The organism is Bacillus sp. SKDU12 (assembly GCF_010093085.1).
In the GTDB taxonomy this organism is placed as follows: domain Bacteria; phylum Bacillota; class Bacilli; order Bacillales; family Bacillaceae; genus Bacillus; species Bacillus mexicanus.
On the sequence record NZ_MSRC01000007.1, the window covers coordinates 86291 to 111521 of the forward strand.

The 25231-nt window shown below is 44.4% G+C and carries 24 protein-coding genes, 1 other RNA gene and 1 other annotated feature (1 of these 26 only partly in view); of the genes, 24 read left to right on the forward strand and 1 reads right to left on the reverse strand.

The genetic code is table 11. From position 1 onward, the window contains the following. Positions 1-71: a binding site (T-box leader), on the forward strand (it extends 161 nt beyond the left edge of the window). A gap of 79 nt (positions 72-150) precedes the next feature. The 4 genes from hisS to BTW01_RS06865 all read left to right on the forward strand — a co-directional run bounded on the left by hisS (position 151) and on the right by BTW01_RS06865 (position 4316). Next, a complete protein-coding gene (hisS, locus tag BTW01_RS06850; RefSeq protein WP_162102275.1) occupies positions 151-1425 on the forward strand; it encodes a histidine--tRNA ligase in 1275 nt (424 codons plus the stop codon). 13 nt (positions 1426-1438) lie between these two features. Continuing rightward, positions 1439-3217, forward strand: a complete 1779-nt coding sequence (gene aspS / locus BTW01_RS06855; protein WP_162102276.1) for an aspartate--tRNA ligase — start codon at positions 1439-1441, stop codon at positions 3215-3217. A gap of 60 nt (positions 3218-3277) precedes the next feature. Further along, a non-coding RNA gene (gene ssrS, locus BTW01_RS06860) (6S RNA) lies at positions 3278-3470 on the forward strand. An 81-nt stretch (positions 3471-3551) separates the two neighbouring features. Next, positions 3552-4316, forward strand: a complete 765-nt coding sequence (locus BTW01_RS06865; RefSeq protein ID WP_162102277.1) for a tRNA threonylcarbamoyladenosine dehydratase — start codon at positions 3552-3554, stop codon at positions 4314-4316. A 38-nt stretch (positions 4317-4354) separates the two neighbouring features. Here the strand turns inward: BTW01_RS06865 and BTW01_RS06870 are convergent, their stop codons facing one another. Next, entirely contained in the window at positions 4355-5620 is a 1266-nt protein-coding gene (locus BTW01_RS06870) for a replication-associated recombination protein A (protein WP_162102278.1), read from the reverse strand. Between the two features lie 201 nt (positions 5621-5821). Here BTW01_RS06870 and cymR point away from each other — a divergent pair, with 201 nt between their 5' ends. The 20 genes from cymR (at position 5822) to BTW01_RS06970 (ending at position 25214) form a co-directional block, all read left to right on the forward strand. Then, positions 5822-6238 carry a cysteine metabolism transcriptional regulator CymR gene (gene cymR, locus BTW01_RS06875; RefSeq protein ID WP_162102279.1) on the forward strand — a complete coding sequence of 139 codons (417 nt, stop codon included), beginning with the start codon at positions 5822-5824 and terminating at the stop codon, positions 6236-6238. A gap of 18 nt (positions 6239-6256) precedes the next feature. Beyond that, complete coding sequence (locus BTW01_RS06880; protein ID WP_162102280.1) at positions 6257-7399, forward strand: cysteine desulfurase family protein; 1143 nt, start codon at positions 6257-6259, stop codon at positions 7397-7399. A 27-nt stretch (positions 7400-7426) separates the two neighbouring features. Beyond that, positions 7427-8542 carry a tRNA 2-thiouridine(34) synthase MnmA gene (gene mnmA / locus BTW01_RS06885; protein ID WP_162102281.1) on the forward strand — a complete coding sequence of 372 codons (1116 nt, stop codon included), beginning with the start codon at positions 7427-7429 and terminating at the stop codon, positions 8540-8542. Between the two features lie 85 nt (positions 8543-8627). Then, positions 8628-9248: a tetratricopeptide repeat protein gene (locus BTW01_RS06890; RefSeq protein ID WP_238391405.1), complete on the forward strand. Its 621-nt coding sequence runs from the start codon at positions 8628-8630 to the stop codon at positions 9246-9248. Positions 9249-9272: 24 nt separating this feature from the next. Continuing rightward, the gene (locus tag BTW01_RS06895) at positions 9273-11669 is read left to right on the forward strand and encodes an ATP-dependent RecD-like DNA helicase (protein ID WP_162102283.1); all 2397 of its coding nucleotides are present in this window, start codon (positions 9273-9275) and stop codon (positions 11667-11669) included. A gap of 34 nt (positions 11670-11703) precedes the next feature. Continuing rightward, complete coding sequence (locus BTW01_RS06900; RefSeq protein WP_162102284.1) at positions 11704-12228, forward strand: PRC-barrel domain-containing protein; 525 nt, start codon at positions 11704-11706, stop codon at positions 12226-12228. An 11-nt stretch (positions 12229-12239) separates the two neighbouring features. Next, positions 12240-12431, forward strand: coding sequence for a hypothetical protein (locus BTW01_RS06905; RefSeq protein ID WP_087992266.1), 192 nt, complete (start codon positions 12240-12242; stop codon positions 12429-12431). A gap of 21 nt (positions 12432-12452) precedes the next feature. After that, positions 12453-12584, forward strand: coding sequence for a YrzQ family protein (locus BTW01_RS06910; protein ID WP_162102285.1), 132 nt, complete (start codon positions 12453-12455; stop codon positions 12582-12584). Positions 12585-12680: 96 nt separating this feature from the next. After that, positions 12681-13742, forward strand: coding sequence for an AI-2E family transporter (locus tag BTW01_RS06915; RefSeq protein ID WP_162102286.1), 1062 nt, complete (start codon positions 12681-12683; stop codon positions 13740-13742). A 334-nt stretch (positions 13743-14076) separates the two neighbouring features. Further along, positions 14077-16713 carry an alanine--tRNA ligase gene (gene alaS / locus BTW01_RS06920; protein WP_162102287.1) on the forward strand — a complete coding sequence of 879 codons (2637 nt, stop codon included), beginning with the start codon at positions 14077-14079 and terminating at the stop codon, positions 16711-16713. Between the two features lie 83 nt (positions 16714-16796). Next, positions 16797-17063 carry an IreB family regulatory phosphoprotein gene (locus BTW01_RS06925; protein WP_003225903.1) on the forward strand — a complete coding sequence of 89 codons (267 nt, stop codon included), beginning with the start codon at positions 16797-16799 and terminating at the stop codon, positions 17061-17063. A gap of 7 nt (positions 17064-17070) precedes the next feature. Then, positions 17071-17487 (forward strand): Holliday junction resolvase RuvX, encoded by a 417-nt coding sequence (gene ruvX, locus BTW01_RS06930; RefSeq protein ID WP_162102288.1) that lies wholly within the window; start codon positions 17071-17073, stop codon positions 17485-17487. Positions 17488-17504: 17 nt separating this feature from the next. Beyond that, on the forward strand, positions 17505-17786 hold the full coding sequence (locus BTW01_RS06935; RefSeq protein ID WP_162102289.1) for a DUF1292 domain-containing protein: 282 nt from the start codon (positions 17505-17507) through the stop codon (positions 17784-17786). Positions 17787-17929: 143 nt separating this feature from the next. After that, positions 17930-19012, forward strand: a complete 1083-nt coding sequence (mltG, locus tag BTW01_RS06940; protein ID WP_162102290.1) for an endolytic transglycosylase MltG — start codon at positions 17930-17932, stop codon at positions 19010-19012. A gap of 153 nt (positions 19013-19165) precedes the next feature. Continuing rightward, complete coding sequence (locus tag BTW01_RS06945; protein ID WP_162102291.1) at positions 19166-19819, forward strand: O-methyltransferase; 654 nt, start codon at positions 19166-19168, stop codon at positions 19817-19819. Positions 19820-19824: 5 nt separating this feature from the next. Then, positions 19825-20754: a peptidase U32 family protein gene (locus BTW01_RS06950; RefSeq protein WP_162102292.1), complete on the forward strand. Its 930-nt coding sequence runs from the start codon at positions 19825-19827 to the stop codon at positions 20752-20754. Positions 20755-20772: 18 nt separating this feature from the next. Beyond that, positions 20773-22041, forward strand: coding sequence for a peptidase U32 family protein (locus BTW01_RS06955; RefSeq protein ID WP_162102293.1), 1269 nt, complete (start codon positions 20773-20775; stop codon positions 22039-22041). A gap of 6 nt (positions 22042-22047) precedes the next feature. Next, a complete protein-coding gene (gene udk / locus BTW01_RS06960) occupies positions 22048-22683 on the forward strand; it encodes a uridine kinase (protein WP_162102294.1) in 636 nt (211 codons plus the stop codon). Positions 22684-22932: 249 nt separating this feature from the next. After that, positions 22933-23406, forward strand: a complete 474-nt coding sequence (gene greA / locus BTW01_RS06965; protein ID WP_162102295.1) for a transcription elongation factor GreA — start codon at positions 22933-22935, stop codon at positions 23404-23406. A 53-nt stretch (positions 23407-23459) separates the two neighbouring features. After that, positions 23460-25214, forward strand: coding sequence for a peptidoglycan D,D-transpeptidase FtsI family protein (locus BTW01_RS06970; RefSeq protein ID WP_162102296.1), 1755 nt, complete (start codon positions 23460-23462; stop codon positions 25212-25214). Positions 25215-25231 lie beyond the last annotated feature (17 nt).

A 25231-nucleotide genomic window follows, 5' to 3' on the forward strand; every position in this document is an offset into this window, starting at 1 on the left:
TAAAGGATCGAGCGGGAATATGAACATATTCCAACTAGGGTGGCACCACGGGTATAACTCTCGTCCCTACTATAAATTTATAGTAGGGGCGGGAGTTTTTTTTGTTTTCATCATGAACGATAATTGTAATTGACATAAGGAGGTCTTCATATGGGATATAACATTCCAAGAGGAACACAGGATATTCTGCCTGGAGAATCAGATCGCTGGCAGTTTGTTGAACAAATTATGAGAGACACTTGCCGCACTTATCAATATAAAGAAATCCGCACACCGATTTTTGAGCATACGGAGCTGTTTGCCAGAGGCGTCGGAGAATCGACGGATATCGTACAAAAAGAAATGTATACCTTTCAAGACCGTAAAGGCAGAAGCCTGACGCTTCGTCCAGAAGGAACAGCAGCGGCGGTACGCGCTTTTAATGAAAATAAGCTGTTTGCGAATCCTGTTCAGCCGACAAAACTTTATTATGTCGGACCGATGTTCCGGTATGAACGTCCGCAAACAGGCCGCTACCGCCAGTTTTATCAGTTTGGAATTGAAGCGATTGGCTCGAAAGATCCTGCAATCGATGCCGAGGTAATGGCGCTTGCCATGAGTATTTATCAAAAAGCAGGCTTGCAAAATGTTAAGCTTGTCATCAACAGTCTCGGCGATCAAGAAAGCCGCAAAAGCTACAGAGAAGCACTCGTCAAGCATTTTGAGCCTCGCATTGAAGAGTTTTGTTCAGACTGCCAGTCACGGCTGCACACAAACCCGCTCAGAATCTTGGATTGCAAAAAAGACCGTGATCATGAGCTCATGAAATCGGCACCTTCGATTCTGACATACTTAAATGAAGAATCAGCCGCTTATTTTGAAAAAGTGAAGCAATATTTAAACGACCTTGGCATTACGTATGAAATTGATCCTAACCTTGTAAGAGGGCTGGATTATTACAACCACACTGCGTTTGAGATCATGAGCAATGCGGAGGGCTTTGGCGCCATTACGACACTTGCCGGCGGCGGACGCTACGACGGACTTGTCGAGCAAATCGGCGGACCTGAAGCGCCGGGCATCGGATTTGCGATGAGCATTGAACGCCTGCTTGCGGCAATTGATGCTGAAAAAAGAGAACTGCCTGTTGATCGGGGAATCGACTGTTATATCGTCACACTCGGCGAAAAAGCGAAGGATTATTCTGTTTCCTTAGTGTACAAGCTTAGAGAAGCAGGTATTTCCAGTGAAATCGATTATGAAAATAAGAAAATGAAAGGCCAGTTTAAAGCAGCTGACCGCCTGAAGGCCAGATTTATTGCAATTTTGGGTGAGGATGAGCTTACTCAAAATAAAATCAATGTTAAAGATGCACAAACGGGTGAACAGATTGAAGTGGCACTTGATGAATTGATACATGTGATGAAGGCAAACCAAAAGGGATAAGGAGTGGAATATATTGTTTGGAAGAACCTATTATTGCGGTGATATAACTGAAAAAGCAATCGGCGAATCTGTAACGCTGAAGGGCTGGGTCCAAAAAAGACGCGACCTCGGCGGATTGATTTTTATTGACTTGCGTGACCGTACGGGGATTGTTCAAGTTGTGTTTAATCCGGATGTGTCAAAAGAGGCGCTTGCTGTTGCGGAAGGCATCAGAAACGAATATGTGCTTGATATTCAGGGGAAAGTAGTAGCGCGTCAAGAAGGCACAGTCAATGCGAATTTGAAAACAGGCGCGATCGAAATTCACGCTGATGGAGTGACTGTTTTAAATGCTGCAAAGACACCTCCGTTTGCCATTTCTGATCAAGCGGAAGACGTATCAGAGGATGTCCGTTTAAAATACCGTTACTTAGATTTGCGCAGACCGGCTATGTTTCAAACGATGCAGCTGCGCCACAATGTGACGAAAGCGGCTCGAGGCTTCTTAGATGAAAATGGCTTTCTTGATATCGAAACGCCGATTTTAACAGGGAGCACACCTGAGGGCGCGCGTGATTACTTGGTGCCAAGCCGTGTGCATGAAGGCGAATTCTATGCATTGCCTCAGTCTCCGCAGCTTTTTAAACAGCTTCTGATGGTATCTGGCATTGAACGCTATTATCAGATTGCCCGCTGTTTCAGAGATGAAGACTTGCGTGCGGACCGCCAGCCTGAGTTTACACAAATTGATATTGAAATGTCCTTTATGAGCCAAGAAGACATTATGTCATTGGCTGAGAATATGATGGCAAAGATCATGCGTGAAACAAAAGGTGTCGAACTTACGCTTCCTCTTCCTAGAATGACGTATGACGAAGCAATGAACAAATACGGATCTGATAAACCTGATACGCGTTTTGACATGCTTTTGACAGATGTATCTGACATTGTGAAGGATACAGAGTTTAAAGTATTCTCGTCGGCTGTAGAAAACGGCGGCGTGGTAAAAGCCATCAATGTAAAAGGCGGAGCAGGTGATTACTCTAGAAAAGACATCGACGCTCTTGGCGTTTTTGCTGCAAACTACGGCGCAAAAGGACTTGCTTGGGTAAAAGTTGAGGCAGACGGAGTGAAAGGCCCGATCGCCAAGTTCTTTGATGAAGAAAAGCAATCTAAACTGATTGAAGCACTTGGTGCTGCTGAAGGTGATTTGCTGCTGTTCGGAGCGGATACATTTGAAACTGTAGCTGCATCACTTGGCGCTCTGCGCTTAAAGCTTGGGAAAGAACGCGGACTGATAGATGAAAACCTGTTCAATTTCTTATGGGTGATCGACTGGCCGCTCTTAGAGCATGATCAGGAGGAAGGCCGTTTTTACGCAGCCCATCATCCGTTTACAATGCCTGTCCGCGAAGACCTTGAATTGATTGAAACAGCGCCTGAAGAGATGAAAGCACAAGCCTATGACCTCGTTTTAAACGGCTATGAGCTTGGCGGCGGTTCGATTCGTATTTTCGAAAAAGACATTCAGGAAAAAATGTTTACACTTCTTGGCTTCTCAAAAGAAGAAGCGGCTGAACAGTTCGGATTTTTACTGGAAGCATTTGAATATGGCGCTCCTCCGCACGGCGGAATCGCGCTTGGCTTAGACCGTCTCGTTATGCTTCTTGCGGGACGCTCAAACCTAAGAGATACGATCGCCTTCCCGAAAACAGCAAGCGCGAGCTGCTTAATGACAGAAGCGCCAGGAGAAGTAAGCGATGCTCAGCTTGATGAGCTTCATCTTTCTATTAAGAAAAAAGTAAAGAACTGAATGAGCAGTTCGATTCTTGAAAATCAAAATCGTCTGTGATATGATTTTGACAAGTTAAATAAAGTCCTGATGTGTTAGTTGTACACCTAGTTTTGACCGAACATTTTTTTGATTTGGGAGCCCGCATTTTTAAATGGCGTACACGCCTCTTTTCATTCGGTAAAGAGGACTTACAAGATTTAAAAGAGGGCACCCACCTGCTGAGAGCGGGTTCAAAACAAAGGGAAGCTGCAACGGCACTATTGGGACTTTATTTTTGTGTGCAGAAAAAACGGCTGCTTTCAGATCAGCCGTTTAATAGATGAAACCAGAATACGAATGTGGAGTGAGGTTCTTGTTACACCAGTTTTCACGCAATGAATTAGCTATCGGAAAAGAAGGCCTTGAAACGCTGAAACACAGCACGGTCGCTGTGCTTGGGGTCGGCGGAGTCGGGTCATTTGCTGCGGAAGCTCTCGCACGGTCAGGCGTCGGCCGCATTTTGCTTGTCGACAAAGATGATGTGGATATTACAAATGTAAACCGCCAGCTTCACGCGATGCTTTCAACAGTCGGGCAGCCGAAAGTTGATTTAATGAAAGCGCGGATCGCAGACATTAATCCAGAGTGTGAAGTGATCTCGTTAAAAATGTTTTATACAGAAGAAACGTATGAGCAATTCTTTGAATATAACTTAGACTACGTGATTGACGCGTCAGACACGATTCATTACAAAATCCATTTAATGAAAGAATGTTTGAGGCGTGATATTCCGCTCATCTCCAGTATGGGTGCCGCAAATAAAACCGACCCGACACGCTTCCAAATCGCTGATATTTCAAAAACGCACACTGATCCAATTGCGAAGGTCGTCCGTACGCGATTACGCAAAGAAGGCATCAAAAAGGGCGTTCAAGTGATTTTCTCTGACGAAAGCCCAATTGTCATTCGAGAAGACGTCAGAAAAGAAGTGGGAAATGACGAAGCGGAAATCCGCAAAGCAAAAATGCCGCCATCCTCTAATGCTTTTGTGCCGTCAGTTGCCGGTTTGATTATGGGCGGACATGTTGTCATGGATCTTTTGAAAGACATTGAAATCAAACGCGTTAAGGATAAATAACGCATAAAAGCAGCCTTGACTATAGTCAAGGCTGCTTTTTATTTTCTTTTCATTAATTTGTCGTATACCTGCTTCAAAGCAGACTCGAACTTGCCTGTCTGTTTTGGCTTGTAATATTGCTTGTACTTTAAAGGGTCAGGGAGGTATTGCTGTTCGACCCATCCGCTGTCGTAATTGTGCGGGTATTTATAGTCGATTCCTCTTCCTAATTCCTGTGCTCCTTTATAATGTGCGTCTTTTAAGTGCTTCGGAACATCGCCGATTTTTCCTGCTCTAATATCTGCAAGCGCCTCATCGATTGCCAAGATGGCTGAGTTTGATTTTGGCGAGAGACAAAGTTCAATGACTGCGTTGGCCAGCGGGATTCGCGCTTCGGGAAATCCGACTCGCTCAGCAGTCTGAACAGCGTGCAGCACTCTTGGGCCGGCTTGCGGGCTTGCTAGGCCGATATCTTCATAGGCAATGACGAGCAGCCGTCTCGCGATGCTTTCCATATCACCGGCTTCAATTAATCTTGCCAAATAGTGAAGAGCGGCATTGGCATCAGATCCGCGAATCGATTTTTGAAAAGCGGACAATACATCATAATGGGCATCACCATCTTTATCGTGAGAAAAGCTCTTTTTCTGCAAACATTGCTCTGCGGTTTCCAATGTAATGTGAATGACCCCGTCGTAAGACTCCTTCGTTGACAATACGGCCAGCTCAAGCGCATTTAAAGCGGAACGGACATCGCCTCCGCATCCACGGGCAAGATGCTCCATCGCCTGATCATCAACGGATACAGAATATGTGCCAAGGCCCCTGTGCTCGTCTTGGAGCGCCCTTTCCAAAGCTTGTTTAATCAGATCTGGGGTTAACGGTTTAAGCTCAAAGATCTGTGTCCGGCTTCTGATCGCCGGATTAATGGCATGGTACGGGTTAGCTGTAGTTGCCCCGATTAAAATGATCATTCCATTTTCTAAATAGGGCAAAAGAAAATCTTGTTTTCCTTTATCCAGCCTGTGAACTTCATCTAGAATCAAAATCACCTGGCCTGACATTTTCGCTTCTTGTGCTACGATTTCCATATCTTTTTTATTGTTAATGACAGCATTCAGCTTTCGAAAAGCAATACTTGTCGAACCAGCGATTGCTGTTGCGATTGATGTTTTTCCAATTCCGGGCGGCCCGTACAAAATCATGGATGACAAATGCTTCGCCTGAACCATTCTGCCGATCATTTTATCTTCAGCCACAAGATGCTGCTGGCCGATAATATCCTCTAATTTTGTCGGACGCATCCGATATGCTAATGGCTTCATCGTCATCTCTCCTTACATACTTACAGGTTAACGGAAAAACAGGCAATAGAAAAGGGAGAAGGCCTGTTTCCGCCTGCCTCAATGAAAATTCGCTGAAGGTGTGTTATAATAACAGTTGGTCTTTTAGATATTAAACGGACGAATCATACAGAAATCACCATTATAAATGTGGAATATCATGAAATAACAGAGGTGTTCATGTTGAAAATATCAACTAAAGGAAGATACGGGCTCACGATTATGATCGAGCTTGCAAAAAAGCATGGTGAAGGCCCGACTTCATTAAAAAGCATCGCACAGACGAATAATTTGTCCGAGCATTATTTGGAACAGCTGGTATCACCGCTCCGAAATGCCGGTTTAGTAAAAAGCATCAGAGGCGCATACGGCGGATATGTATTAGGCAGTGAGCCGGCTTCCATTACGGCGGGAGATATTATCCGTGTACTCGAAGGGCCGATCAGCCCTGTAGAAGTATTGGAAGACGAGGAGCCTGCCAAGCGTGAGCTCTGGATTCGCATCCGGGACGCTGTGAAAGAGGTTTTAGACAGTACAACATTAGAGGATCTTGCAAGTTACACAGACGGAGAGCAAGAAGCTTATATGTTCTATATTTAGATCAGAGGTGTAAACACAATGGAACGGATTTATTTAGATCATGCCGCCACGTCTCCGATGGATGAGCGTGTGCTGGAAAAAATGATACCGCATTTCTCCGGCAATTTCGGCAATCCATCCAGCATTCATTCATTTGGTAGAGAATCTCGGAAATGGGTGGACGAAGCAAGAGCGCAGATCGCTTCAGAAATCGGAGCGGCAGAGCAGGAGATCATATTTACAAGCGGGGGCACGGAAGCCGATAACTTGGCTATTATGGGAACCGCTCTTCAAAGAAAAGATCTGGGCAGACATATTATCACGACAAAAATTGAACATCATGCTGTGCTTCACACATGTGAAAAACTTGAGGAAGACGGCTTTGAAGTCACATATCTGGATGTTGGCCAAAATGGAAGAGTCAGTGCAAAACAGGTGAAAGAAGCACTGCGTGATGATACAATCCTTGTGACAGTGATGTATGGAAATAATGAAGTCGGGACAGTGCAGCCGATCGATGAAATCGGTGAGCTGCTGAAGGAACATCAGGCTTATTTTCATACCGATGCTGTTCAGGCATTCGGGCTGCTGCCAATTGATGTGAAAACCAGCCATATTGATCTTCTGTCTGTTTCTGGGCACAAGCTCAACGGGCCTAAAGGGACAGGCTTTTTATATGCAAGTAAAGATGTAAAGCTCTCCCCGCTTTTATTCGGAGGAGAGCAAGAAAGGAAACGCCGTGCCGGAACAGAAAATGTTCCCGGCATTGTCGGGCTGAAAGAAGCGATCAAGCTGTCAAGTGAAGAACGGGATGAAAAAAACGAGAAGTATCAATCGTTTAAAACCATCATTGCCGACACGCTTGAAAATGCCGATGTGGCATTCGAGATTAACGGGGACAAAGAACACAGTTTGCCTCATGTTCTGAATCTTTATTTCCCTGGTATTTCAGTGGAAGCGCTGCTGGTGAATCTTGATATGGCAGGAGTTGCTGTCTCAAGCGGATCAGCGTGTACGGCCGGTTCAGTCTTGCCGTCTCATGTTCTGACTGCCATGTTCGGAGAAGAAAGTGACCGGCTGACGTCGTCAATTCGGATCAGCTTCGGCCTCGGCAATACGGCTGAGGAAGTGAAAACCGCTGCCAAACATGTGGCTGATGTTGTAAAACGGCTGACACAATAAGGCGGCTTAGCTATTGGAGTGAATGAAATGGAAAAACGGCCGGAGGATACAAGAGTCGTCGTCGGCATGTCCGGCGGAGTGGACTCCTCTGTGACAGCCCTGCTGTTAAAAGAACAGGGCTATGATGTAATCGGAATCTTTATGAAAAACTGGGATGATACGGACGAAAATGGTTTTTGCACGGCGACAGAGGATTATGAAGATGTAATCCGCGTCTGCAATCAAATCGGAATTCCGTACTATGCCGTTAATTTTGAAAAGCAATACTATGAGAAGGTATTTCAATACTTTCTTGATGAATATACAGCAGGCAGAACACCGAACCCGGATGTGCTGTGCAATAAAGAAATTAAATTCAAGGCATTTTTGGAGCATGCCCTGTCACTTGGCGCCGACTATATAGCGACTGGCCACTATGCAAGAGTGGACAGAAGCGGCGGTAAGGTCAGAATGCTGCGCGGCATTGATGAAAACAAGGACCAAACGTATTTCTTGAATCAGCTGACAGAAGAGACGCTGAGCAGAGTTATGTTCCCGATCGGCGAGCTTCAAAAAAGCCGTGTGCGTGAGCTGGCCAAAGAAGCAGATCTTGCTACAGCGACGAAAAAAGACAGTACGGGCATCTGTTTTATCGGCGAACGCAACTTCAAAACGTTTCTCAGCGAATATCTCCCTGCACAGCCGGGCGATATGATGACGATGGACGGCGAAGTAAAAGGACGCCACGACGGATTGATGTACTACACAATCGGACAGCGGCACGGCCTTGGCATCGGCGGAAGCGGCGAGCCGTGGTTTGCGGTTGGTAAAGATCTTGAAAAGAACATTCTTTACGTGGATCAAGGGTTCCACAACCCGCTTCTTTATTCCGACAAAATCACAGCAACAAATATCAGCTGGGTTCGTCCGGACATCATGAAGGGCGAAGAGTTGTCCTGCACGGCTAAATTCCGTTACCGTCAAGAAGATCATAAAGTAACGGTGCGCATGACAGGTGAAGACGAAGCAGAAGTCATCTTTGATGGACAAGTCCGCGCTGTAACGCCGGGACAAGCTGTTGTGTTCTACGATGGCGAAGAATGCCTTGGCGGCGGAACAATTGATGATGTGTACAAAGACGGGACAAAATTGTGGTACGTATAAAAGATGAAAAACCTCAACACAGAGTTGGGGTTTTTTAATGAAAGGAAGATGGTCAGTGGATTTTAATCAACTCGGTATAGAGGCGATGCAGGAAGGCGATTACGAGAAAGCGGCTGAGGCATTTACAAAAGCCATTGAAGAAAATAAAGAAGACGCGATTCCCTATATCAACTTTGCTAACTTGCTTTCATCAGTCAATGAGCTGGAACGTGCGCTTGCGTTTTATGATAAAGCGCTTGAATTAGACAATAGCGCAGCCACTGCTTATTACGGTGCAGGAAATGTCTATGTGGTAAAAGAAATGTACAAAGAAGCGAAAGATATGTTTGAAAAAGCGCTTCGTGCCGGAATGGAAAACGGCGACCTTTTTTACATGCTCGGCACGGTTCTTGTCAAGCTCGAACAGCCTAAGCTTGCATTGCCATATTTACAAAGAGCGGTCGAGCTGAATGAAAATGATACGGAGGCGCGCTTTCAATTCGGGATGTGCTTAGCGAACGAGGAAATGCTGGACGAAGCGCTCAGCCAATTCGCAGCTGTAACAGAACAGGATCCTGGGCACGCTGATGCATTTTACAATGCCGGCGTTGCTTATGCTTATAAAGAAAATCGAGACAAAGCACTGGAAATGCTGGACAGGGCGATCGACATCCAGCCAGACCATATGCTTGCGCTTCATGCTAAAAAACTGATCGATCCATCATAACAGGCACAGGAGGAGGGACAGCTCGTGCAGCAGCATCCGGATCAGCTTAAACTGGAGGAAGAGCCCTATTTAAAAGGCACAGTCAATACAGTCATCTATCATAATGACACCAATTTATATACGGTTCTGAAAGTAAAAGTCATAGAGACCTCCGAAGCGATTGAAGAAAAAGCCGTATCTGTGACGGGCTACTTCCCTGCGCTTCAAGAAGAAGAGACATACACGTTTTACGGAAAGATCGTAACCCATCCAAAATTTGGGCTTCAATTTCAAGCGGAGCATTTCAGAAAGGAGATCCCGACAACTAAGGAAGGCATCATTCACTATTTATCGAGTGATTTGTTCGAGGGAATCGGCAAAAAAACAGCCGAAGAAATTGTAAAAAAGCTGGGCGACAGTGCCATTAATAAAATTTTGGCTGACGCTTCAGTGCTTTATGATGTACCGAGGCTGTCAAAAAAGAAAGCTGATACACTAGCCGGCGCCTTGCAGAGGCATCAGGGGCTGGAGCAAATTATGATTTCCTTGAATCAGTTTGGCTTCGGTCCTCAGCTGTCGATGAAAATCTATCAGGCCTATGAATCCGAGACGCTTGAAAAAATTCAGGAAAACCCATATCAGCTTGTGAAGGATGTAGAAGGCATCGGATTTGGGAAAGCGGATGAGCTTGGCGGCAGAATGGGGCTTTCTGGGAATCATCCTGAGCGGATAAAAGCCGCCATTTTGTATACGCTTGAAACAACTTGTCTGTCGGAGGGGCATACGTACATAGAAACGGAGCAACTGATCATTGATACACAATCTCTGCTAAACCAGTCAGCAAGGGAAGGACAGCGTATTACAGAAATGGATGCCGCTAACGCAATTATTGCCCTTGGAGAAAATAAAGACATTATCATAGAGGATGGCCGCTGTTATTTCCCATCGCTGTTTTACGCAGAACAAAACGTTGCAAAGCGTGTACAGCATATCGCAAGCCAAACCGAATATGATGATCAGTTTCCTGAATCAGAATTTCTGCTCGCTTTAGGAGAACTGGAAGAACGGATGAACGTTCAGTATGCCCCAAGCCAGAAGGAAGCGATTCAAAAAGCTCTTTCCTCCCCGATGCTTCTTTTAACGGGAGGCCCGGGAACAGGGAAAACGACGGTCATCAGAGGAATTGTTGAACTGTACGGAGAGCTTCACGGTGTGTCACTGGACCCGTCAGCTTATAAAAAGGATGAAGCTTTTCCGGTTGTATTGGCCGCGCCGACAGGAAGAGCGGCGAAACGGATGAGTGAATCAACAGGCCTTCCGGCAGTCACGATTCACAGGCTGCTTGGCTGGAACGGCGCTGAAGGCTTTACACATACAGAGGACCAGCCGATCGAAGGAAAGCTGTTAATTATCGATGAAGCCAGCATGCTTGATATTTGGCTGGCAAATCATTTATTCAAGGCGATCCCTGAGCATATTCAAATCATCATTGTCGGAGATGAAGATCAGCTGCCCTCTGTCGGTCCGGGCCAAGTGCTTAGAGACCTTTTGGCATCACAGGTGATTCCGACTGTGAGACTAACAGACATCTACCGGCAGGCGGAGGGATCATCAATCGTTGAGCTTGCCCACGAGATGAAAAATGGGTTGCTTCCGAATAATTTGACTGCCCCCACGAAGGACCGCTCTTTTATCCGCTGCGGAGGCTCGCAAATTAAAGAAGTAGTTGAGAAGGTTGTCGCCAATGCATTGAAAAAAGGGTATACAGCAAGAGATATTCAGGTTCTCGCTCCGATGTACAGAGGAAAAGCCGGCATCAATGAGCTGAATGTGCTGCTTCAGGACATTTTAAATCCTCCTAAAGAAAAACGGAGAGAATTAAAGTTCGGAGATGTGGTCTACAGAACCGGGGATAAAATTTTGCAGCTTGTCAATCAACCGGAGAACAATGTGTTCAACGGGGATATCGGCGAAATTACGTCGATATTTTACGCGAAGGAAAATACAGAAAAAGAAGACATGGCTGTCGTTTCTTTTGACGGGCATGAAATGACGTTTACGAAAAAAGATTTTAACCAGTTTACCCATGCGTATTGCTGCTCGATTCATAAATCGCAAGGAAGTGAATTTCCGATTGTGGTTTTGCCTGTTGTGAAAGGCTACTATAGAATGCTCAGAAGAAACCTCCTATATACCGCGATTACAAGGGCGAAGAAATTTCTCATTTTATGCGGAGAAGAGGAGGCGCTCGAGTGGGGCGTGAAAAATAATGACGCGACTGTCAGACAGACGTCCTTGAGAAACAGGCTGTCATTACAGGCGGAGGAAATGGACGCCGAGCTCGAAGCTTTGCAAAAAGAGCTCCCGTTCAGCGTCCACGACGCCAATATAGGAATGGAAGGCATAACGCCATTTGATTTTATGAAAGAAGAACAGCTGTAAAAAACTCCCGTGTCAGCGGGAGTTTTTTCATTGTATGAGTCCAAGGCGCAAAGCAAAACCTAAGCCTGTTCAACAAAAGGTGGTAGATCACACTTTGAGAACATGCCATGAAGTAGAAGGATTCTCAGTATACTCAGAACGAACTTCTTGTTATCTTGGGACAATTTCCGATATTTGTTTTTCGTTGAAAGGAGATTGTCTCGGATTTATTCTTGCACAAAAACGATTTTTGCATCATCATCATGTGCTTTTGCGCGCGTGTGATATTTCTTGCATACTTGATGACCGCATATTAGCTTCTGTCAGTTCTGATCAGCTTCTGCCCATTCCGAAATCATGCTTCACGTACGAGCAGATGAAAATGAAGCTCGTGAAATCGGAGCAGGGGGATGTATTGGGGATGCTGGAAGATGTATACTTTTGTTTGGACAGGGGCATAATCGTAGCATATGAACTCTCGGATGGTTTCTTTTCTGATCTGGCGGGAAGCAAGCGCCAAATCCAAAGAGCGGATTCGCTTGTCGAGGTGAGAAAAGACGAGATCGTCCTGAACGGATAGAGGTGTGAAGTATGCTTATATGCCCGAACTGCAAAAGTAAAGATATCGGAAAAATCGGCGTGAACCAATATTATTGCTGGAGCTGTTTTATTGAACTGACAGTGGCGAAAGGGAAGATTGCAACTCATCAGGTGGAAGAAGACGGAACGTTAAGCAGCTTGGATGATTTGTTTTCTGAGGATGAACGCAGCATCAATTTTTAATGATGGAAGGAGATGCGCAGGATGAATCGGACGATGACTTCACTTTTGGCAATGGGAGCAGGAGCTCTCGTGTACCGAATGGCGACTCAATCTGACATGCTGAATAATCGAAGCATGAAGCGGATGAGAAGAAAAATAACAAAAATGTTTTAATGCGAAAAAGGATACTCTCAGGAGAGTATCCTTTTTGTTGTAGGAGAAAGAATAATTCGCCCCGTTCCTCAAATGATATAGAAGAGGTGAGAGCAGATGCTTCAAAAACCGGTGCGGATTTTGTTGTGGGCGGCCATTTGTTTGCTGATTCTATTAATCGTTTACGTTTTTTTGATGTTAGATATGTTATGGTCGCCTTTTTGGCTTGTCATAAAAACGATCTTTATTCCTTTGGTAATTTCCATTTTTATTTCTTATTTATTGCTGCCGGTGACAGAGTGGCTGCACGGCAAAGGATTGCCGAGGACTTTGAGCATCCTTATTATTTATATTCTTTTTTTTGGCGGGATTGGCTGGGCGCTGTATAAAGGAGTGCCTGTTTTAATTGTACAGCTGACGGATTTATCAGAAAATATACCTATGTTTGCCGAAACATATAATGGGCTTCTTCTTCATGTACATAACCATACGGATGACTGGCCTGACGGCATGCATCATCGGATAGATAAAATGATCCGCCAGACAGAGGCGTTTTTTGCCGGGACAATCGAAGGTGCGATCAGCGGAATTCGCAACGTGCTTGATTATTTCTTGATTGCGGCAACCATTCCTTTTCTCGTATTTTATATAGTAAAGGATATTGAGCTGATGAAAAAGACAGTATGGTATTTGACTCCGAAATCGTGGAGAAAACGGGGCAGCGCCTTCTTGCGGGATGTGGATGACTCCCTTGGCGATTACATTCGCGGCCAGCTTCTCGTCTGCTTGATTCTCGGCGTGATTGCAGGCATTACCTTCTGGATATTCGGGCTTCCGTATCCGCTGATTTTAGGTCTTATTTCTGGAATAACGAATGTCATCCCGTATTTTGGACCTTTCATTGGAGCTGTTCCTGCGCTTTTAATTGCCATGACCATCTCGGTAAAGGCTGTTCTTGTCGTGGTGATGACAGTGTTTATTCTGCAGTTTATGGAGGGAAACATCCTCAGTCCGTTCATTGTCGGCAGGAGTCTTAAAATGCATCCTGTCGTCATTATGCTTGCGCTGCTTGCCGGAGGAGAGCTTGCCGGCATCATCGGAATGATACTGGCTGTTCCGGCGGCGGCTGTTTTAAAAGTGATGATGATCCATTTTTTGCGGATGAGGACGGAGCATTGACATTGGCGTGCAGCTTGTCTATAATTTCTCGTAGAATACATACGAATCTCGAGTGACGGATCTGAGTACACCGAAGCCCTGTTAAAGAGAGAAGCTCCGCAAGCTGAAAGGAGCTTTAGCAGAAGATCGGAGGAAGCTAATCCTGAGTGCAGTTAATCACTGCCGCACATCCCTGCGTTACAGGGTAAAAGGTGACGGGCGAATGATCATGCCCGTAATCAGGGTGGTACCGCGAGCAAGCTCTCGTCCCTGTGTAAACGCGTGGTTTGCATAGGGGGAGGGCTTTTTTGCTGTCACTGAAGAGAATTTCGATTTTTATAGAGGAGGACATATAATGAAACACTTAACTTCTGCGGAAGTGCGTCAAATGTTTTTGGATTTCTTTAAAGAAAAAGGACATGCGGTCGAGCCCAGCGCGTCATTAGTGCCTCATGAGGATCCTTCCCTGCTTTGGATCAACAGCGGGGTTGCGACGCTGAAAAAATATTTTGACGGCCGAGTCGTTCCGGAAAATCCAAGAATCGTAAACGCTCAAAAAGCGATCAGAACAAATGATATAGAAAATGTAGGGAAAACTGCGCGCCATCATACATTTTTTGAAATGCTCGGAAACTTTTCCATCGGTGATTATTTCAAAGAAGAAGCCATTACATGGGCTTGGGAATTTTTAACGAGTGACAAGTGGATCGGCTTCGATGAGGAGCTTCTTTCTGTTACCGTTCACCCTGAAGATGAAGAGGCATATGAGTTCTGGGCGAAAAAAATTGGCATTCCTGAAGAAAGAATCATCCGTCTTGAAGGGAATTTCTGGGATATTGGTGAAGGTCCGAGCGGCCCGAATACTGAAATTTTCTACGATCGCGGTGAAGCATACGGCAATGATCCAGAAGATCCGGAGCTTTACCCTGGCGGAGAAAACGACCGTTACTTGGAAGTGTGGAACCTTGTGTTCTCTGAGTTCAACCATAACCCTGACGGCACATATACACCGCTTCCGAAGAAAAATATTGATACGGGCATGGGACTTGAAAGAATGGTATCTGTCATCCAAAATGTTCCGACAAACTTTGATACTGATTTGTTTGTTCCGATTATCAAAGCGACAGAAACCATTTCTGGTGAAGCTTATGGTGAAGATAATGTAAAAGACACTGCGTTTAAAGTGATTGCCGACCATATCAGAACGGTTGCCTTTGCTGTCAGTGACGGAGCGCTTCCGTCAAATGAAGGCCGCGGCTATGTATTAAGACGCTTATTGCGCCGTGCTGTGCGTTATGCCAAAACAATCAACATCCACCGTCCGTTCATGTACGATTTAGTGCCGGTTGTCGCTGAAATCATGGCTGATTTCTATCCTGAAGTCAAAGAGAAAGCAGATTTCATTGCAAAAGTGATCAAAACCGAGGAAGAGCGCTTCCATGAAACCCTTAATGAAGGGCTTGCCATCCTGTCAGAAATGATCAAAAAGGAAAAAGACAAGGGCAGCAGCGTGATTTCAGGTGCTGACGTGTTTAAACTTTACGATACGTACGGATTCCCGGTCGAGCTGACTGAAGAATACGCGGAAGACGAGAACATGACGGTTGACCATCAAGGGTTTGAAGAAGAAATGAATCAGCAGCGTGAACGCGCAAGAAACGCTCGTCAGGATGTCGGCAGCATGCAGGTGCAGGGCGGCGCATTACGCGATGTTACCGATGAAAGCACATTTGTCGGATACGCTCAAACAAAAGCTGAGGCCAATGTCATTGTGCTTCTTCAGGACGGCCAATTCATTGAAGAGGCGCATGAAGGAGAAAGTGTTCAAATCATTCTTGATGAAACTCCGTTCTATGCAGAAAGCGGCGGCCAGATCGGCGATAAAGGCTATCTCCGCAGCGAACAGGCAGTCGTAAGAATTAAAGATGTGCAAAAAGCGCCGAACGGCCAGCATGTGCATGAAGGTATTGTTGAGAGCGGTTCTGTTCAAAAAGGCCTTCATGTAACTGCTGAAGTTGAAGACCATATGAGAAGCGGCGTCATTAAAAACCATACAGCAACACATTTATTACACCAAGCGCTAAAAGATGTACTGGGAGCGCATGTCAATCAGGCAGGATCTCTTGTGACAGAAAACCGTCTTCGTTTTGACTTCTCGCATTTTGGCCAAGTGACAACAGAAGAACTTGAACAAATTGAAAGAATCGTCAACGAAAAGATCTGGGCAAGCATCCCGGTCAGCATTGACCTGAAGCCGATCTCTGAGGCAAAAGAAATGGGCGCGATGGCTCTGTTCGGAGAAAAATACGGCGATATTGTCCGTGTCGTTCAAGTCGGAGAGTACAGCTTAGAGCTGTGCGGCGGCTGCCACGTCAGAAATACAGCGGAAATCGGCCTGTTTAAAATCGTTTCTGAATCTGGAATCGGTGCGGGAACAAGACGGATTGAAGCTGTAACCGGACAAGGCGCTTATGTCGAAATGAACAGCCAAATTTCAGTGTTAAAACAGACTGCTGACGAGCTGAAAACAAATATCAAAGAAGTGCCGAAACGGGTTGCGGCTCTGCAGGCTGAACTTAAAGACGCACAAAGAGAAAACGAATCTCTTCTAGCAAAACTCGGCAATGTGGAAGCAGGCGCGATCCTTTCACAAGTAAAAGACGTTGACGGCGTCAGTGTGCTCGCGGAAAAAGTAAATGCAAAAGACATGAACCACCTCCGTACAATGGTGGATGAGCTGAAAGCAAAGCTTGGCTCTGCGGTGATTGTGCTGGGCGCGGTGCAAAATGATAAAGTCAATATCTCTGCCGGTGTAACAAAGGATCTCATTGAGAAGGGCCTTCATGCCGGCAAGCTCGTGAAGCAAGCTGCGGAAGTTTGCGGCGGAGGCGGCGGAGGCCGTCCGGATATGGCGCAGGCAGGCGGCAAGCAGCCGGAAAAATTAGAAGAAGCTCTTGCTTCTGTAGAAGATTGGGTGAAATCCGTTTTATAATTTGCCCATGTAGTGTAGAATGATGGTAAGATTAGGATCCAGGCTGAACTTTGCCTGCGAATTTGGGAAAGAGGTGCAAAACGGTGAGCTCGTTTGATAAAACGATGAAATTTAATTTCTCCGATGATTCTGCTGAGACTAATGTAAATGAGGTGCTGATTACAGTATATGACGCGCTTCAGGAAAAGGGCTACAATCCAATCAATCAGATTGTCGGATACTTGCTGTCAGGTGATCCCGCTTATATTCCTAGGCATCGTGACGCTCGCAATTTAATTCGCAAACTCGAAAGAGACGAATTAATCGAGGAATTGGTAAAGTCTTATTTAGAACAGCATAAAGAGGCGTAAACAAAACATGAGAATATTAGGACTCGATTTAGGAACCAAAACACTCGGTGTTGCTCTGAGCGATGAAATGGGCTGGACTGCTCAAGGCATTGAGACCATTAAGATTAATGAAGCGGAAGGCGATTATGGTTTATCCCGTTTATCTGAACTGATAAAGGACGATACTATAGATAAAATCGTGCTCGGCTTTCCGAAGAACATGAACGGAACAGTCGGCCCGAGAGGCGAAGCCAGCCAAACATTTGCGAAAGTGCTTGAAACAACGTACAATGTTCCTGTTGTGTTGTGGGACGAGCGTCTTACCACAATGGCGGCTGAGAAAATGCTGATTGCAGCTGATGTCAGCAGGCAAAAACGAAAAAAAGTCATTGATAAAATGGCGGCTGTTTTGATTTTGCAAGGATATCTTGACAGCTTAAATTAAAGCCAGAGGTGAAGAAAATGGAACACGGCGAAAATAATATTACAATTGTTGACGAACAAGGAAATGAACAGCTTTGCGAAGTGCTGTTTACATTTGAAAACGAAGAGTTTGGCAAGTCATATGTGCTGTACTACCCAATGGAAGCAAAAAATGACGACGAAGTAGAAATTCTTGCTTCCAGTTTCACGCCAAACGAAAACGGTGAAAATGGTGAGTTATTCCCGATCGAAACTGACGAAGAATGGGATATGATCGAAGAAACATTGAACACGTTCTTAGCAGACGAAGACGAAGAATAAAATACCGCGTCAAACAACGAAAGCCGGAGCTGAATTGCTCCGGCTTTTTTCTGCTTTATGAAGACGTCTATCCCCCTTTTTTTGTAATAAATTGCCGAACTACAATGAATCATGTAGTATAAGAGCTGATGGGAGGAGACCTAATGTATATCAATCAGCAAAAAAAATCATTTTTTACGAAAAAAAGAATTATACTGTCTTCCATTATTGTGCTGCTTCTCATCATTGGCGGGGCATTTTTATATGGGAAGTCATTGCTTGAACCTGTAGAAAAAGACAGTAAAACGACAGTTAACATTAACATTCCGAGCGGTTCGTCTGTTTCGGCTATCGCATCGATATTAAAGAAAAACGACGTTATAAAAAGCGAGAAAGCTTTTCAGTATTATGTGAAGTATAAAGGTGCTTCCGGGTTTCAGGCGGGATACTACCATCTGAATAAAGGAATGGATTTGGATGCCATTATTCATAAGCTGACAAGCGGTGCTACAAGCTACGCTTTTCAAATTACGGTGACTGAGGGAGCACAGCTGACACAAATTGCGGACGCTATCGCTGAGGAAACAAAATACTCTAAAAAGCAAATCTTAGCTAAACTGGACGATAAAACATTTATCAATCAACTGAAGAAAGAATTCCCGGACACTGTGACAAACGATGTGTTCAATAAAAACGTGAAACACCCGCTGGAAGGGTACTTATTCCCGGCTACATATCCTTTTAACGATCCAGACACATCACTTGAAGATATGATCACGGCCATGATCAAACAGACAAACGCTCATGTCGAAACTGTCAAACCAGAAATGAAGAAAAATAAACTTTCTGTGCATAAGCTGCTGACAATGGCTTCTTTGATTGAGGCAGAAGCCACTGAAAAAGCCGATCGCCATAAAATTGCAAGCGTCTTTTATAACCGCTTGAAAGAGAAAATGCCGCTTCAAACAGATCCGACTGTGCTGTATGCGGCAGGCAAGCATAAAAATCGGGTGCTTTATAAGGATCTGGAAATCGATTCACCGTACAACACGTATAAAAACACAGGACTGACTCCAGGACCGATTGCCAACGCCGGCATTTCGTCATGGGAAGCGGCGCTGCATCCAGATCAAACAGACTATCTGTACTTCTTAGCTAAATCAAATGGTGAGGTCGTATTTACAAAAACGCTAAAAGAGCATAATAAAGCAAAAGAAAAATACATTTCCTCAAAAAGCGAGAAATAAAAGGAGAGCAAAAAGCTCTCCTTTTATTCGCTTTCCGCAAGGTTTTATGATAAAATATATCGGGTTGTTTACCGATGTATCATGATATATTCAGAGAGTGTCCTGCGCAAAAGACTGGGGCACTCCTTTTTAGAAAACGGGAGGCTGTTTGTCGTGACGGACCGCTATGAACAAATAAATGACTATATAGAAGCCTTATTGAAGCCTCGGCCGGAAAACGTGAAAAAACTTGAAGCATATGCAGAAGAACATCATGTCCCGATCATGGAAAAAGCGGGTATGGAGGTGCTGCTTCAAATTTTAGCTGTAAAACAGCCGAAAAAAATATTAGAAATCGGAACGGCCATTGGTTATTCCGCCATTCGAATGGCACTGGAGCTGTCATCTGCTGACATATATACAATTGAACGCAATGAGAAGCGGCATGAAGAAGCGGTAAACAATATCAAGGAGTTTCAGCTTGATGGGCGAATTCATGTTTTTTATGGAGATGCGCTTGAATTAGCCGGCGCCGTTCAAGTAACCGCGCCTTATGATGTTATTTTTATTGACGCTGCAAAAGGTCAGTATCAAAACTTTTTTCATTTATATGAACCGATGCTTTCACCGGACGGGATGATTATAACAGACAACGTGCTGTTTAAAGGTCTGGTGGCACAGGATTACAGCAAAATAGAACCGAAAAGAAGGCGCAGACTGATAACAAAAATTGATGAATATAATCACTGGCTGATGAATCATCCGGATTATCAAACTGCGATTATTCCTGTCGGGGACGGACTTGCGATTAGTAAAAAGAAGAGGTGAACGTCATGAAAAAACCAGAGCTCTTAGTAACGCCGACGAGTACAGCAGACATTTTACCGCTGATACAGGCGGGGGCAACTGCGTTTTTAGTTGGGGAACAGAGATATGGCTTGAGATTAGCCGGAGAATTTTCTCGTGAAGATGTAACAAAAGCTGTAGAGATTGCTCACAAAGAAGGGGCAAAGGTATACGTTGCTGTAAATGCCATTTTCCATAACGATAAAGTGAGCGAGCTTGGCGAATATCTGGCTTTCTTAGCGGAAACCGGTGTCGATGCCGCGGTATTCGGTGATCCTGCTGTGCTTATGGCTGCCCGTGAATCTGCGCCTGACCTGAAGCTTCATTGGAGCACAGAGACAACAGGCACCAACTACTATACATGCAACTACTGGGGGCGTAAAGGCGCGGCGCGTTCTGTGCTTGCCAGAGAGTTAAACATGGACAGCATTGTGGAGATTAAAGAAAACGCTGAAGTTGAGATTGAAATCCATGTGCATGGCATGACGTGCATGTTCCAATCAAAGCGTTCTTTGATTGGAAACTATTTTGAATATCAAGGAAAAGTCATGAATCTTGAAGGAAAGAAAAAAGAATCGGGTATGTTTTTGCACGATAAAGAACGTGATAACAAATATCCGATTTTCGAAGATGAAAACGGCACGCACATCATGAGTCCGAACGATGTGTGCATCATTGATGAGCTAGAAGACTTAATAGATGCAGGCATTGATTCTTTCAAAATCGACGGTGTCTTGAAAACGCCTGAATACCTAATAGAAGTCACCAAAATGTACAGAGAAGCCATTGATCTGTGTGCGGAAAACCGTGACGAATACGAAGAGAAAAAAGAAGACTGGGTAGAACGCATTGAAAGCATCCAGCCAGTTAACAGAAAAATCGATACCGGATTCTTCTTCAAAGAAACGGTTTATTAATCAAAAGGAGGTTAAGCTATGACTGCCGTAAATGATAAAATATCTACAATCGTCAATGGTAAGCGTGTGATTACGAAAAAGCCCGAGCTTCTCGCACCCGCGGGCAATCTTGAAAAGCTGAAAATTGCTGTTCATTACGGAGCAGATGCGGTCTTTATCGGAGGACAGGAATATGGGCTCCGTTCAAATGCCGATAACTTTACGATCGAAGAAATTGCAGAAGGCGTGGAATTCGCGAAACAATATGGCGCGAAGATCTACGTAACGACAAATATTTTCGCTCATAATGAAAACATGGACGGGCTTGAAGACTATTTAAAAGCGCTTGGAGATGCCAACGTTGCCGGCATCATTGTGGCAGATCCGCTGATTATCGAAACATGCCGCAGAGTGGCGCCGAATGTTGAGGTTCACTTGAGCACACAGCAGTCTCTTTCGAACTGGAAGGCTGTCCAGTTCTGGAAGGAAGAAGGTCTTGACCGCGTCGTGCTGGCACGTGAAACAAGCGGTCTGGAAATCAAAGAAATGAAAGAAAAAGTAGATATTGAAATCGAATCCTTTATTCATGGCGCGATGTGTATCGCATATTCCGGCCGCTGCGTGCTGAGCAATCACATGACAGCACGGGATTCCAATCGCGGAGGCTGCTGCCAGTCATGCCGCTGGGATTATGACCTCTATCAAACAGACGGTGCCAACGCCGTTGCTTTGTATGATGAAGAAGATGCACCATTTGCGATGAGCCCGAAGGATTTGAAGCTGATTGAATCCATTCCGAAAATGATCGAAATGGGCATCGACAGCTTAAAGATTGAAGGACGCATGAAATCAATTCATTATATAGCAACAGTTGTTAGTGTATACCGTAAAGTTATTGATGCTTATTGCGCTGATCCAGAAAACTTTGTGATTCAAAAAGAATGGCTTGAAGAGCTTGATAAGTGTGCCAATCGTGACACTGCGACAGCTTTCTTTGAAGGAACGCCAGGCTATGAAGAGCAAATGTTTGGCGAGCACGCCAAAAAAACGACGTTTGATTTTGTCGGCTTAGTGCTCAATTATGATGAAGACACACAAATGGTCACGCTTCAGCAGCGCAATTTCTTCAAAAAAGGCGACGAAGTGGAATTTTTCGGTCCTGAAATTGAAAACTTTACACATACAATCGAAACCATTTGGGACGAAGACGGAAATGAGCTTGATGCTGCCCGCCATCCCCTGCAAATTGTCAAATTCAAACTAGACAAAAAGATTTATCCGAGCAACATGATGAGAAAGGGGAAGTAATAGCCCATGGGTAAGAGTCCAGTAGTCATTGGAATCGCGGGAGGTTCCGGTTCAGGAAAAACGAGTGTCACACGTTCCATTTATGAACAATTTAAGGGGCACTCGATTTTAATGATCCAGCAAGACCTTTATTATAAAGACCAAAGTCATCTTCCATTTGAAGAAAGACTGAACACAAACTATGATCATCCGCTTGCGTTTGATAATGACTATTTAATTGAGCATATTCAGGATCTGTTGAATTACCGCCCGATCGAAAAGCCGATTTACGATTATAAGCTTCACACACGTTCAGAAGAAACGATTCATGTAGAGCCAAAGGATGTTATTATCCTTGAAGGTATACTAGTTCTTGAAGACAAAAGACTCCGTGATCTGATGGATATCAAGCTTTACGTTGATACAGACGCTGACTTGCGTATCATCAGACGGATTATGAGAGACATTAATGAGCGCGGCCGCTCTATTGATTCTGTCATTGAACAATACGTGTCCGTTGTCCGTCCGATGCATAACCAATTTGTCGAGCCGACGAAACGATACGCGGATATTATTATTCCAGAAGGCGGACAAAATCACGTCGCAATTGATCTAATGGTCACGAAAATCCAAACCATTCTTGAACAAAATGCGATTTTGTAATACCATAGCATAGACATAAATAACTCTGACCATATTATGTATAGGCAGGAAGGGGATGTGTGAATTCCCTTCTTTCCCTGTTTATAAGCGCAAAATATTTGCAGTAAGACAAGATTCAGTTTAAGATAAACAGTACCTATATGGGAGAGAAGAACGAGGACTGCCCTGTGTTCTCATTCTTGTATTTTTAGTTTATGCTCTCATACATAATCGAAGATGGTGAGGGACAACCAGAAGGAGTGAAGGGACATGGCACAAGAAAAAGTTTTTCCTATGACTGAAGAAGGAAAACAAAAACTTGAACAAGAATTAGAATATTTGAAAACGGTTAAACGAAAAGAAGTAGTAGAACGCATCAAAATCGCAAGAAGTTTCGGGGATCTTTCCGAGAACTCTGAATACGATTCAGCGAAAGAAGAGCAGGCATTTGTAGAGGGTCGTGTCACAACTCTTGAAAATATGATCCGCAATGCGAAAATCATTGAAGATGATGGCGGATCTAACGTTGTCGGTTTAGGTAAAACGGTCACTTTCGTGGAACTGCCTGACGGTGACGAAGAATCATATACAATCGTGGGAAGCGCTGAAGCTGATCCGTTTGAAGGAAAAATTTCAAACGATTCACCGATTGCCAAAAGCCTGCTGGGCAAAAAAGTTGAAGATGAAGTCACAGTTCAAACACCGGGCGGAGAAATGCTCGTGAAAATTGTGAAAATTTCCTAACATCCGTTTAGCAAAGAAGCACCTCGTCCACAATGTGGGGGAGGTGCTTTTTTATGAAGATATCGAAACGAATGAAGCTGGCAGTCATTGCTTTTTTGGTTGTGTTTTTTCTTCTTCTGTTGCGGCTGGCGGAAATCCAGCTGTTTTTCACCGAATCATTTTCTAAAAAGAAAATCAATTTGATTCAAGAAAGTGTGAAACAGCGGACAGAGGAGGTGCTCATTTCTGACGGAAGAGGATCCTTTTTAGATCGAAACGGACAAGCGCTGACAGGCAAAAGTGAGCCTGCAGTTGTGTTGTTTCCTTTTCTGCTGACCCAGGATTGGCCGATCGAAAAAGTTGCGAATATCCTCGGTATGTCTGAGGATCAATTGCATAAGACACTAGTAAAGGCAAAGAAACCGGTCATTTTGCAACAAAGGAAAATCAAAACACTTTCAAAACAATCTATTACAAAAATCAATTCTTTGAAATATCCCGGGATTTACGGCGTATATATGGAGAATGAAGACAAGCCCAGCCTTGCTTCACATACGATCGGGAGCACAAATCAAGATCCGGTGCTTCTCCGCAGAAAATATCCTGATAAGAAGAACCTTCCGATCACAACAAAAATCGGAACAACTGGTTTAGAACGGTCATTTGATGAGTTTTTGCTTCCGGAACAAGACACAAAGCTTTTATATCATGTAGACGGAAAAGGAAACCCTTTGTTTGGCATGGACGTCAAATATACAGCTGAAGCCAATACTTTTTATCCGCTCCAGATTAAAACAACAATTGATCAAAACATTCAAAAAGCGATAGAGAAGGTATTGAATAAACAGGGGCTGAAAAAAGGCGGAGCTGTGCTGCTGGACATCGAAAATAGCAGTGTTTTGGGGATTGTGAGCAAACCTGATGCAGATGTCTCACAGCAAAATACGCTTCAACATTATATGCTGACGCCAATCTATCCCGGTTCTGTTTTTAAAACAGTCATTGCCGCAGCTGCGATTGAAAATAATGCGGTGAAGCCTAGCCAAACCTTTAATTGCAATGTAAACCTGTACGGGGAACCGGGCGACAACAAAGGGACCTTGTCTTTTGATGAAAGTTTTGCCCAAAGCTGTAATTACACATTTACGAGTCTTGCAGAACAATTAATGGAAAAAGACAGCTCAGTTATTGAAGACATGTCTGAAAAGCTGTCTCTCACGGATCGGGCAGGCTGGGAAGGAAAACTGTATCACGAAACAGATTTCCGTCAATTGTATAACGAAAAAAGCGGCGAGATTTGGGGGGATGAAAAGGACAAATCAGTTAAGAAAGCCATTGCGCAAACAGCGATCGGGCAGAAAAATGTAAAGGTAACGCCGCTCGAAGTAGCCAATATGATGGCGACAATTGCTCGTGGCGGAGAAAAGCGGCAGGTGAAAATCGCTGAACAAATTGAGTATAAAAACGGCACAACACTGGTTGCGTTTAAAGATCAGAAGCTCAAAGGAGAAACAATAGACAAATATACAGCACAGCAGCTCCAAAAAATGCTGCGGCGGGTGGTAGAATCTCCTTCTGGGACGGGCAGAAGGTTTCAGGATCTTCCGTATACTGTAGCAGGAAAGTCAGGGACAGCCCAGACAGGCAAGCTCTCAAAAGAGAAAGAAACGCTCTATGAAAAATGGTTTGCCGGATATTTCCCCGCAGAGAAGCCGAAATACGCTCTTGTCGTTTTACACATGGATACACTAGGGGATAAGGCTCTGACAAATTCGGTATTTTATGATATTGTTAAAAAAGTACACGAAATTGAAATCAATCAGAAATAGAACAACTTCTCAGTACA